Source organism: Myxococcales bacterium, from assembly GCA_022184915.1.
In the GTDB taxonomy this organism is placed as follows: domain Bacteria; phylum Myxococcota_A; class Polyangia; order Fen-1088; family Fen-1088; genus JAGTJU01.
In genome coordinates, this window is record JAGTJU010000001.1 from 541238 (window position 1) to 552592 (window position 11355).

The following is an 11355-nucleotide window of genomic DNA, read 5'->3' on the forward strand; positions in this document are numbered from 1 at the left end:
GCCTGGTGGGGGCGTGCCAGGCAGGGGCAGGGGGTGCTAAACCTAAAGAGCCCATGGCCGCCGACGACAAGAACGAGTCCTCGTTGCTGGTTTCGCCCGAGCCTTTCGTGGCGCCTCCCGCGTCCCCGGAAGGCCGGTGGGGCAAAGCGGGGGCCTCCCACGAAGATCCCGAGCTCTTGGAAGGCCCGCGCCGGCGCACCGCTGAGCTCGCGCGCGTGTTTCGCATTGCGCGGGAGTTCGTACGCGGCTTTCGGGCGCTGCACTTCGTGGGCCCCTGTGTCACGGTGTTCGGCTCGGCGCGGCTCAAGGAAGAGCATCCCCACTACCGACTGGCCCGGGAGATGGGCGCGCGCATTTCACGGCTGGGTTTCACCGTCATGACGGGAGGTGGGCCCGGCATCATGGAGGCTGCCAATCGGGGCGCCAAGGACGTGGGGGGACACTCGGTGGGCTGCAACATCAAGTTGCCCATGGAGCAGGAGCCCAATCCCTACGTCGATAAATTCGTCGAGTTCAGGTACTTCTTCGTGCGGAAGGTGATGCTGCTCAAGTACAGCTACGCCTTTGTGGTGATGCCAGGGGGCTTTGGCACGCTCGACGAGATGTTCGAGGCGCTGACGCTTATCCAGACGAAGAAGATGCACGAGTTCCGTGTCGTGCTGATGGGCGTGGACTACTGGGCGCCTCTCATCGATTTCATCGCAGGGCCCATGCGCACCTCGGGCATGATTGGCCCCTCCGATGTGGATCTTCTGACCGTCACGGACGATCCCGAGGAGGCGGTGGCCGCCATCGAGGCCTGCAAGCTTGCCAACGCCGCGCGGATCCAGGGCAAGCGCTTTCGCCGCATGCGTCTTCTGGGCGAAAAACCCTGACGTCCCCCCCGGGTGGTCGTTCGCGCCTTGCAGCCGTCGGCCGGCATCCCATATTAAGCGGAAACGAGCCGAAAATCATGTATCGCGTCACGAGCGGAATTCACATTCACTTTGGGCATCACGTGCGCGGGCACGCAGGGCCTTGCATCTCCCTTCACGGGCACACCTGGCTGTTCCAGGTCACGCTCGAGTCGCAGGATCTCGACAAGCAGGGCTTCGTCGCAGACTTTGACATCCTGTTCGACCGGGTGCTCACGCCTTGTCATCAGCTGCTCGATCATTCTTTGGCGCTCGGCCAAAAGAGCTTCTCGGAGCTCGAGCCGGTTTTGGGGCCCGTGGGAGAAAAGCTCGTGGCCTCACGGCTCGAGATCAGCGGCACACTCGGTACACGCCAACCCGCACTGGAAGGCGAGCTGGCGGGTGCGCGCAACGTGTGGCCTGGTGGCATCAAGTTGGCGGTGTTTCCTTTCACCCCTACCTCCGAGCGCTTGGCGGAGTGGCTCTACCACGCCACGAAGGAAAGCATGTCCGACGAGCGCGTGCGCGTGGCACAGACCCGCGTCTACGAGACCTTGCACCCGGTCGAAAGCTACGCCGAGTACCTGCCTCCCCGGTAGTTCGGCGTTCCGCTTCCCCGACCACGGCGGCCGGGGGCGCGGAACTTGCGGTCACGCCGTGGGCGGGCCGCCGAGGCGGGTGAGCAGCTCGGCGAGCGAGGGCGAGGGAGCACCGGGGGGCAGCTTTACGGATACCGTAAAGAGCTCTCGGGGCTCGGACACCAGGGACAGCTCGACCGCGGTGCCGAGCACGTCACCGAAGAAGGCCTGGAGCTCGGCCTTGTTCGCCTCGAACGCGGCGGGAGAGCTTGGGAGCCTGAGCCGGTCGTTGACCCGCAGCAGGAGCTCGTTGGTGGCGAACTTCAGGTGACCGGCCAAGCTGGGCTCGGCCTCGAGCTGGCTCGCCACGTACACGGCGCGGCGCAGGCTGTCGCGCAGGCGCTCACCGGGGGCCGGGGCCTCCCGCTTGCGGCTGTAGAGCAGGCCCAGGCGGCCCTTGCCCTCGTCGATGAAGTAGTCGGACCCGTGACCCACGAAGAGGATCCCAGGGCCGTGGGGTACGTGGTCGTAGGGGGCCACGTCGATCATCAACTCGGGCAGTTTGTTCACGCGAATCCACTCGTGGAACACAGGCACGAAGGCCTCGAGCGACACGGTGTGGGTGGTGGCAAACAGTTTGATTTGAAGCTTTTCGGCTTGCATGACGAACAAGTCCTTCTCGTGCGCGGGCCTCAGGCCTGCACCGGGGTTGACAGCGACGAGCCCAGCCGCGCGTAGCACTGGTGAGCCGCATCCACGAAGAGCTGCGCCTCGTCCACCAGCTGGTGGGCCGCCTCTTTCGACTCGGCCTTGCCCCCCTCGTCGTGCGTCTTGAACAGGAAGTTGGCAAACTTCGGGCCTGCGAATTGGTCGAAGAACAGCTTCGTGTCGAAGAAGTGCGTCTTGAATTCGGCCACGATCTCGGCCGGGTCGTCTCCCAGGTTTTGGTTGCGATCCTTCGTGAGGGCGCGCGCGGCCTGGAGCATGGCGCCGTACGCCCGCTTGGCCGCTCCAGCCACGTCGTTCTTCTCGAGCAGCTCCTGTGCCTCGAAGACCTCGCGCTCGGCACCGGCCAGGCCCATCTCGACGAAGGGCACGATCTCGCCGGCACACTCGCCCACACCCATGTCGCCGATCGTGTACACCCGCGGATCGCCCCAGTCGCTGTAGAAGCTGGGGTCGACCTCGAAGGGCGGGATCACCTGCAGCTCGTCGACGATGGCACGGATTTCCTTCTTGCCGACCCGGTTGATGTACGTGTGGAAGGTCTCCTCACCCTGGCGTTCGTTCACGAACTTGCCCACGATGCGCTTGACCGCGTCGGGCACACGCTTCGAGGGAATGGCCCCGATGGCCATGCCGTATGAACCGCCGTTGTTCTCCCACTGGCCGCCCACGACCAGCTGGAAGTGAGGTACGCGACGGCCACCCACGTTGCGGCTCACGCCCAGGAAGCCCAGGTCGGCCACGTGGTGCTGTCCGCACGAGTTGAAGCAGCCGCTCGCCTTGATGTGTAGGCCGCGCGCGGCTTCCGGCAGCTCGTCGCCCATCTCTTTGAGCTGGCGCGAAAGCTCGGAGGAAAGCGAACGCGACGACGAGATGCCCAGCTTGCAGGTGTCCGTACCGGGGCACGAGCAAATGTCGGTGATCGTGCCGGCGCCGCCGGTGCCGAGGCCTATGGCCTGGAGGTCCGCGCGCAACGCGGGCAGATCGCCGTTGGGCACCCAGCGCATGACCAGGTTCTGATCCGCCGTGCACCGCAGGCTGTCGCCCGTGTACTTGCGCATGAGATCGGCGAGCGCGCGTGCCTGGTCGGAGGTGAAGTCACCGAGCGGCAGCGTGATGGTGACCGCCCCATAGCCTTCCTGAGCCTGCGGGCGCACGTTCGTGCGCTGCCAGGCCGAAAAGCTTGCGTCGGCGCCGGAGGGCACCGGGCTGCCGGGACGTAGCGGCGCCTCGTCAGTGACGTGCAAGTCCGAGAGGAACGCGGTCCAGCGCTCGTCGGGCCGTAGCTTGTCACGCTCTTCCAACACCAGGCGCTTGAACTCTTCGAGCCCCAGCTTTTTGACCAGGAACTTGAGGCGCGCCTTGGCGCGGTTCTGCTTCTCGCCGAGGCGTGCAAACACCCGGCAAATCGCCTGGGCCGTGGGCAAAAGCTCGGACTCGGGCAAAAACGCATCGAAGAGCTGCGCGTTTTGCGGGACGGAGCCGAGGCCGCCGCCCACGAAGAGCCGAAAGCCCCGCAGGGTGGTTCCGTTCTCGGTGCGCGTGGTGGCCACGGCGCCCAGGTCGTGGAAGTTCGCGAGGCCGCAGGATTCGCCCTCGCAGCCCGAAAACGCGATCTTGAACTTACGGCCAAAGTCCTGGCAATCGTCGTGGCCGAGCAGGAAGTACGTCAGGGCGTTGGCGTACGGGGTCACGTCGAAGGACTGCGTGTTGCAGACCCCCGCGTAAGGGCAGGCCGTTACGTTGCGGACGCTGTTGCCACAGGCCTCACGCGTGGTGATGCCCACGGCGGCCAGGCGGCGCATGAGGTCGGGTGTGTCCTCGATGTGCACGAAGTGAAGCTGGATGTCCTGCCGGGTGGTGACGTGCAGGATCTGGTCGGAGTACTCTTCGGCCAGCTCGGCCAGCACCTCGAGCTGCCGCGCGCTCAGTTTCCCGTAGGGAATCTTGATGCGCATCATGCCGGGCGCGTCCCAGACCGTGATCGGGCCCTTCGTGAGGGCACCACACGGGAAGTTCAGCTCTTGCGATTTTTCGCCGTCGTGTCGCTGGCCGTTGTCGTAGCGCTGGCCGTAAACGCCGCGGCGCAGACGGGTCTCCGCGAACAGCTTCTCCTCGATCTTACCCTGCTTGCGTAGGGTGATCTGGGTCTCGAACACGTCGATTTCACGCGCGAGCGCTTCGGGCATCTGCGTGCTGAGTTGATCTTTCCAGGTCTGGGATGGTGATGACATTGTGCGTTGGCTCCCTACGAGCAGGGGGACTCGGACGACGGGCCCCGGATACTACAAGGTTTGCCCGTGAAATCCACGCGCTGGACGTGGCGGGCGGCCGCCTGGGCGCGAGGGGCCCGATCCCGGATGACGAAGGCCCATCGAGACCGGTATGGTTCTACCCATGGGGCAACCCTTTCAGATGATCCGCTCGTTTCACCTGGCGGACTTTTTCACCCTGGCCAATGCCTTCTGTGGCATGGGCGCCGTGTTCGCGGCCATGTCGGCCATGGAGGCGGGCTCGGCCCGGGGCCTCCTTGCGGCGGCGGCGTTCATTCCGCTGGCCTTCGTGTTCGACGCGCTCGACGGCAACATCGCCCGCTGGCGCCGGAAGCACTCGGCCATGGGACGCGAGCTGGACTCGCTCGCCGACGTGATCTCGTTCGGCGTCGCCCCGGCGGCGCTTGCGTACGCCAGTGGCATGCGTGGCTTGTGGGATTGCATGGTGCTCACATACTTCGTGGGCTGCGGCGTGAGCCGGTTGGCCCGCTTCAACGTCACCGCGGAGCAGCTGTCCGATGGCGGCAACAAGGTCAAGTTCTTCGAGGGCACCCCCATTCCCACCAGCATCGTGCTGGTCGGGGTCCTGGCCTTTGCGGCCTGGGCCGAGCGTGTGAACGAGGCGCTCTACTTCGGCGCCTTCGCGATCGGGCCGGGAACCTTACATCCCCTCGTGATGCTCTTCGCCGTTTCGGGGTCGCTCATGATCAGCACCATCAAGATCCCGAAGCCTTGATCGCCTTCCGCGGGGCGCTTTAGCCGATCTCGACCTTCTCCACGTGCACGGCGCTGTCCATGATCCAGGCAGCGTGCTCGGCGAACCACGCGGGATCATCGGTGGTGGCATAGCGCCGCGTGCCCCCGCGCCCGAGCCGGGTCTCCATCTCCGGGTGGCGCACGAGCCAATCCGCGAGCCGTTCAGCCACGATGGGTCCTTGTGCGAGCAGCTCGACATCCGGGGGTACGATGGCGCGGATGCCCGCCTGAAGCAGAGGGTAGTGGGTGCAGCCCAGCAGAAGGCGGCTTGGTCGCACGGCGGCTTCGGCGAAGAGGGGATCCAGGTATTGGTGGAGAAAATGCTCCGTGCCGGGCCCCTCGAGCTCACCGGCCTCCACCAACGGCACCCAGAGCGGACAGGCTTGCTGCACGAGGTGTAGCCGGGGCGCGAGCTTCGCCAGCTCGAGGCGGTACGAATCGGAGGCGATCGTGCCCTTCGTGCCCAGCACGGCCACCGTGCCTTCGACGAGCGCCGGCGGTGTCACGCCGGGAAGGGCGCCCGGGGGTAAACCCGCCAGCGCTTCGGCCGAGGGCCGCACCACACCCAGCAGACGGCGGTCGGGGAAGGCCGCGGGCAGGTGGCGCTGCTGCAGGGTCCTCAGGGCCCGGGCCGAGGCGGTGTTGCAGGCAAGCACCACCAAGGGGCAGCCCTGGTGGAACATGAAGTCCACGGCCTGGCGGGTAAACGCCGTCACGGTCTCGTGGCTGCGGATGCCGTAGGGGGTGCGCGCGCTGTCCCCGAGGTAGAGGTAGTCGTAGCCCGGGAGCCGCGCGAGCAGCGCCCGCAACACGGTGAGGCCCCCGAAGCCAGAGTCGAAAACGCCTATCAAGTTGCCGAGACTAAAGCATGTCGGAGGCGGCTTGAACATGCGGGGTCGCACACGCCCCGTAGCCGGCCCCCACGGCTGCTAAGGTGGCGCCCCCATGTGGCCCCTCCCTCTGCCCACGGTGCGACGTTTTGTACCGGCCTGCGCTTTGACTTTCGCCTTGTCCTTGCTGGCAATGCGCACGCCCCCCGCGTGCGCCCAGGTCAACACCGAGAGCCTGCGGCTCAACAAGGCGCGCAGCGGCCTTGGGGGACTTGCCGATGCCGCATTTGCCCTGAAGAAGGGCAACGTCGACTTTCTCAGCCTCGAGGCCTCGGGGCGCGTGGAGTACACGCAGGGGCGTCATTCTCCCTTCCTCCATGGCACCTTGGCGCTGGCCGAGCGCAATGGACAGCGTTTCATCTACAACGGGTTCGCCCACGCCCGTTGGACGGCCATGTGGTGGCCGCGACTCGGCACGGAAGTGTTCTCACAAATCCAGTTCAACCGGTTTTGGCGCTTGCAACAGCGGGCCTTGTGGGGGGCTGGCCTGCGGGTGTGGGCGGTTCACGCCGAGCGCTTCGAGCTGTTCGTCGCCACCGGCTACATGCTCGAGCGGGAGCTCCTGCAGGGCTCCGCCGTCGACCTGGCGCCGCACCCCAAGGACGCCCTGAACCACCGCTCCACGTCGTACGCCACCGCGCGCTACAATCTGAAAGACGACGTGTTCGTGACGAACACGGTGTTCTTTCAGCCCCGTTTTGCCGCACCCAGTGACTTTCGTTTGCTGGACGAAGCGGCGCTCGAGGTGGCCTTGACCGAGGCGCTGTCGCTGGTGGTGGCCGTGTCCGTGCTTCACGACAGCCAGCCCCCCCCCGGGGTCGAAAAAACCGATTTGAACCTACAGAACAAGCTGCGTGCGCGTTTTTGAGACGCGGCGCAAGGCTCCGGGGGCGCCTGGTTCCGGTCGCGCGCGCCGCAGAACGCACCGGACCCGGCCGAGGCCACCTGCTACAGTCGCGACCGTTCCAAGCGCCATGACCACCGCCACCAGTACGAAAAAGCAGTCCCTCATGCCCGCCGGCGTTCTGCGCCGCAAGCTTCGGGCCGCCGGTCACAACCTGCGGCCGGTGGTTCAGATCGGCAAGGAAGGCACCACCGCGGCCGTGTTGAAGCAGCTCGACCAGGCGCTGTTCGACCACGAGTTGGTCAAAGTGAAAGTGGGAACGGAGTGTCCTGAAGGGCGCCTGGACGTGGCCAAGGCGCTGTCCGCGCAGCCTGCTCTCAGCGTGGCGCAGATCCTCGGCCGCACGGTGCTCGTTTACCGCAAGCACCCTGACCACCCCCGCTTCGAGTAGCGCGCCTCCATGTCAGCCGCCCTGCCGCTGTCCCCCGAAGCCCTGCGCCGCCGCCGCAGCCTGCGTTCGCTGGTGGTGATCCTGATCTTGGGCGTGGTGGGCACCCTCATCCTGGTGTTCCGCGCCAAACTGCGAGGCCCCTCCGATCCGGATGCGTTCCTCGAGGCGCTGCCGCCCCTGCGTGACGACGTGGCCCTGGTGGCCTTTACCGTGGGGCCCGAGGGCAAGCCCGTGCCCGGCGAGGGCGTGGTTCGGCACAACGCCGACCAGATGTTCCCGCTGGCGGCCGTGTCCCGCATCCCCGTGCTGCTGGCCTACGCGCGGGCGGTCGACGAAGGGCGCGTGACAGCCGACGAGGCTGTGACGGTCTCGGAGTGGGAGCGACACTACCTTCCGGGCACCGATGGCGGTGCGCATGGCAAGGCGTTGCGCGCGTTCGACCTCAAGCTCGCGCAGGGGGGCTTTGCCCTCGAGCCTCGCAAGACCGTCACGCTGGACCAGCTGGCCACCGCGATGATCACCCACGGCGACCATGCCGCAGGCGATTACTTGATAGGCCGTCTCGGCGAAGGCTTCGTCGACGCCGTGGTGCGGGACGCGGGCCTGCAACATCACGATCCCGTGTTGCCGAACGCTGCGCTCTTCCTTCTTGCGTCCACGGCCGGTGACGAGGCGGGGGCCCGCGCGCTGCTGGCGAAAGGCCGCCCCGCGGTGGCACAAGCCGCCCGCACCGCGTGGCAGGCGTTCTTGCGCGACGAGGCCGGTACCCCCGCTCAACGAACGTGGCTCGACAAACACCCGACGCCCGAAGCCGGTGTTCAATCGTTGTGGTCCGATCAAGCGATGACTCAAGGGGCGGCGGGGGAATACGCGGACCTCTTGGCGCGCGTGGCCGTCGGGGCCTGGGGCACACCGAAGCAAGGGGAGATCGTGCGCCGCCACCTGGGCTGGCCACTCGCGCTCGAAGGCAACGCCGAGCTGTTCACCGCGCTCGGCAGCAAGGGCGGCACGCTCGTCAGCATCATGACCGAGGCGATGTACGCGGTGCCGAAGCAAGGTGATTTCCAGGGCAAAACGCGCGTGGTGGTGTTCTTCCAACGCCGCATGCCTTCCCTGCGTTGGTTCGCTCTCGTGCGCAGCTTCATCCATCAGCATTTCATGTTGAAGCTCGCCGTGGATCGCGCGTTCTTCGAGGCCACCGACACCCAGCTTAGAAGCGCGCCTTCGCCCTGAGGCCAAGCCCCAAGCCCCAAGCCCCAAGGCCAACGCCAGCTCGCGGAGCTTGCCCCGGGGCTTATGCGCCCGAAGTGGGCGTTACCTCGATTTTGCAAGCGCGTCACGCCTCCGAAACGCGATCTGATCCACACTGAGCCCGGGTGATGGTTGTTGTGCCGCAAGGCAGGGCGTGGCGGGCGGCGGTGCGGCGGGCGGGTTGGTACAAGTTTTGGTGTGTGCGGGTCGTGTGAGGCGCGTGAGGGCGGCGGGAGTGTGTAGGGCGAGGTGAGCGGTCGAAGCAGGAGGGCGGCGTGTGGGGAGGGCGTGCGGGCGGGTCGGGGAGGGCTTCGAGGGGGCGCTTCAGTGAGGCGATAGATTGGCGGCGTCATCGTTGACGGTTTCTTTGCCGGAGGAACCGTCAACGATGACGGCCGTGGCTTTTCGAAAGACGGCGGGTTGACGGCCACCTTGGTTGCCCCGTCGTGTCCAGCCGGACGTCCGCGTCCCACCAGTCGGCGTAAGGGGGGCGCGCCCCGGGGCGCACAGGCGGGTAACAGCCGTTCCGCCGCCCCCACAGCGGGGCTCACAGGGCGGCAGATGCGGGCAGCCCGCCCAGCTTTTTGCGAGGGGCAGGAAGGTCTGTGTCAACTTTGCACGGGGCCGGCGTCAATTTGACGGAAGCGCTGCTCGTCGCAGGTTTTTGGTGACAAGGGTTTCGTCGGTTTGCTCGCGAGCGGTGTGGGGCACATCGCTTGCAGTCCATCCACGCAGGGAGACCACGATGGCGAAACAAACCAAAACCGTACGGAAGGGACCTCAAAGAGCGCAGCCCGCGCGGACCACGCTGGCGCTCGGGGACTTGGTCTCGGAGGCCTTCGAGCAAGCGTTCGAGATCACACACGATTCACGGCAAGCGGCGGCTTTGGCCTCTTTGGTCGTGCAGCGGTTGCTCTGCCGGGAAGGCCAAGGCCGGTACATCGACGAGCTGGCCTCCCTCGAGGCCGCCTGAGCCGCCTTCGCACTGCGCGCCCGCTCAGCCCTCACGGGCCTTCGTCGTGCCCTTCGCTTGACTCGCCTCGCGGGCGCGCGTGATCTCCTGTTTGGCCTTCTTCCCAATCGCCTCGAGTTCGGCCATCCACTGCTTGCGGTAAGGGCGAAGCACCTTGACCAACGTGTCGAGCACGGCCACGTTGCGAAACCACTTGTGGTCGGCGGGGATGACATGCCAGGGACGCTCCTTGCTGCTGCACAGGTTGAGAGCGTCTTCGTAGGCGGCCGTTGCCTCGTCCCACAGATCCCGCTCCACCCAGTCGGACGGGTTCAGTTTCCAGAACTTGCGGGGATCCCTCTCTCGTTCGAGCAGGCGCTTTTCCTGTTCGTCTTTGCTGACGTGTAGGAAAAACTTCACCAAAATCGTTTGGGCGTCGGTCAGCAGCTCCTCGAAGGCGTTGATGTGGGCGTAGCGTCGTTTCCATACAGCCCGTGGAACCAGGTTGTGCACCCGTGTGGCCAGCACGTCCTCGTAGTGCGAGCGGTTGAAGATTGCCAGATCGCCTTTGCGGGGGGCGTGTTGGTGGATGCGCCAGAGGAAGTCGTGTGAGAGCTCCTCGGCGGAGGGCACCTTGAAGGCCGTCACCCTGACGGTCTGCACGTTCGAGACGGACAAAAGATGGCGGACGCAGCCGTCTTTTCCAGCGGCGTCGCGACCCTGGATGACCACCAGCAGGGAGTGCGAGCCTGCGTAGGCCAACAGATCGGCCAGCTCGCGAAACTCGTCGTCGATCGCCTGGATGTGGGATTTGCCCTGGTCTTTGTCGAGCCCAAAGGTTTCGGCGGGATCGAGCTGCGAGAGCCGAAACCGTCCGCGACCGTCGACCACCCGGGCGTAACTTTGAGGTCTGTGGCGCGCCATCGTGCCTGCGAGTGTCGCGCGCAGAACACAGGGCGTCAACGCGCCGCGGGCTTTTCCACCACGAACCCGAAACGAGGAGCTACGAAGGGCGAAAGCGTGCGCGGCACCTCGGACACGGAGCGGAAGGGCAGCCCAAGCCGGCTCAGCAAAGCGTGCTGCTCTTCGGCCTCTTTTTCGCCCTGATTCACGATGAACAGAGTGCCGGGGGCCTGCAGCCGACTGGCGACGTGGGCGAGCAGCGCCTGCGGCGCGAAGAAGCGGGTGGGCAGCCCCCAGGCCACGAGTGGCGGCAAGCGCACGAAGGGCAAAAACCACGTGATGAGGGCATAGGTGCCCTCGAGCTGTGTGACCGACGTGGCGTGGTAGCGGCAGCCCGCGAACGCGCGGCACATGGATTCGCCGTGGGCGCGGCGGGTGGACAGATCGGCGTAGCGGCGGTGCGCGTCCAGCTCGACCAGGTCCCAGGGCACGGGGGCGTGCGCGTGAAGCGCGGGCAAGTAGCTGCCGTTTTTGCTTCCCACGTCGAGCGCCGGGCCGCACGAGCGGGCGCGTGGCAAGGCGCTCGTCAGCACGTCGAGCCAGAAGAGGTTTTCATGCAGCTCGCGGGGCGTCGACAGGCGCGGCCAGGCCTCGAGATCGTATTCGTCCCGCAGCTGCTGCACCCGCGCGGCGGCCGCGGGCGCAAGGCGCGCCAGGAGGGGCTCCCAGCGCCGGGCGGTGCGCTTCCATGCCGGCGCCGAGACGCGCAACCGGCTGCGCACCCCGTAGCCCATGCGGTTGACGAAGTCGGTCAGGTCCAAGGCGGCTTCATCATAGC

Annotated in this window: 12 protein-coding genes; 7 read left to right on the forward strand and 5 right to left on the reverse strand. The window is 66.4% G+C overall.

Annotation, left to right across the window (positions count from 1 at the left end):
- Window positions 1-53: 53 nt before the first annotated feature.
- Window positions 54-875, forward strand: coding sequence for a TIGR00730 family Rossman fold protein (locus KA712_02345; protein ID MCG5051776.1), 822 nt, complete (start codon window positions 54-56; stop codon window positions 873-875).
- A gap of 77 nt (window positions 876-952) precedes the next feature.
- The gene (locus KA712_02350) at window positions 953-1492 is read left to right on the forward strand and encodes a 6-carboxytetrahydropterin synthase (GenBank protein MCG5051777.1); all 540 of its coding nucleotides are present in this window, start codon (window positions 953-955) and stop codon (window positions 1490-1492) included.
- Window positions 1493-1543: 51 nt separating this feature from the next.
- Here KA712_02350 and KA712_02355 read toward each other — a convergent pair whose 3' ends face one another.
- A complete protein-coding gene (locus KA712_02355; GenBank protein MCG5051778.1) occupies window positions 1544-2134 on the reverse strand; it encodes a hypothetical protein in 591 nt (196 codons plus the stop codon).
- 29 nt (window positions 2135-2163) lie between these two features.
- Complete coding sequence (locus KA712_02360) at window positions 2164-4431, reverse strand: nitrite/sulfite reductase (protein MCG5051779.1); 2268 nt, start codon at window positions 4429-4431, stop codon at window positions 2164-2166.
- A 181-nt stretch (window positions 4432-4612) separates the two neighbouring features.
- Here KA712_02360 and pssA point away from each other — a divergent pair, with 181 nt between their 5' ends.
- Window positions 4613-5206 (forward strand): CDP-diacylglycerol--serine O-phosphatidyltransferase, encoded by a 594-nt coding sequence (gene pssA, locus KA712_02365; GenBank protein MCG5051780.1) that lies wholly within the window; start codon window positions 4613-4615, stop codon window positions 5204-5206.
- Between the two features lie 19 nt (window positions 5207-5225).
- Here the strand turns inward: pssA and murI are convergent, their stop codons facing one another.
- Window positions 5226-6077, reverse strand: coding sequence for a glutamate racemase (gene murI, locus KA712_02370; GenBank protein MCG5051781.1), 852 nt, complete (start codon window positions 6075-6077; stop codon window positions 5226-5228).
- Window positions 6078-6171: 94 nt separating this feature from the next.
- On the opposite strand from murI, the gene KA712_02375 reads away from it, so the two are divergent.
- The 4 genes from KA712_02375 (at window position 6172) to KA712_02390 (ending at window position 9635) form a co-directional block, all read left to right on the forward strand.
- Entirely contained in the window at window positions 6172-6984 is an 813-nt protein-coding gene (locus KA712_02375) for a DUF481 domain-containing protein (GenBank protein MCG5051782.1), read from the forward strand.
- Window positions 6985-7090: 106 nt separating this feature from the next.
- Window positions 7091-7411, forward strand: coding sequence for a YhbY family RNA-binding protein (locus KA712_02380; protein ID MCG5051783.1), 321 nt, complete (start codon window positions 7091-7093; stop codon window positions 7409-7411).
- A 9-nt stretch (window positions 7412-7420) separates the two neighbouring features.
- Window positions 7421-8644, forward strand: coding sequence for a serine hydrolase (locus KA712_02385; protein MCG5051784.1), 1224 nt, complete (start codon window positions 7421-7423; stop codon window positions 8642-8644).
- 763 nt (window positions 8645-9407) lie between these two features.
- The gene (locus tag KA712_02390; GenBank protein ID MCG5051785.1) at window positions 9408-9635 is read left to right on the forward strand and encodes a hypothetical protein; all 228 of its coding nucleotides are present in this window, start codon (window positions 9408-9410) and stop codon (window positions 9633-9635) included.
- 24 nt (window positions 9636-9659) lie between these two features.
- Here the strand turns inward: KA712_02390 and KA712_02395 are convergent, their stop codons facing one another.
- Window positions 9660-10538: a polyphosphate kinase 2 family protein gene (locus tag KA712_02395; GenBank protein MCG5051786.1), complete on the reverse strand. Its 879-nt coding sequence runs from the start codon at window positions 10536-10538 to the stop codon at window positions 9660-9662.
- Window positions 10539-10573: 35 nt separating this feature from the next.
- A complete protein-coding gene (locus tag KA712_02400) occupies window positions 10574-11338 on the reverse strand; it encodes a hypothetical protein (GenBank protein MCG5051787.1) in 765 nt (254 codons plus the stop codon).
- Window positions 11339-11355: the final 17 nt, after the last annotated feature.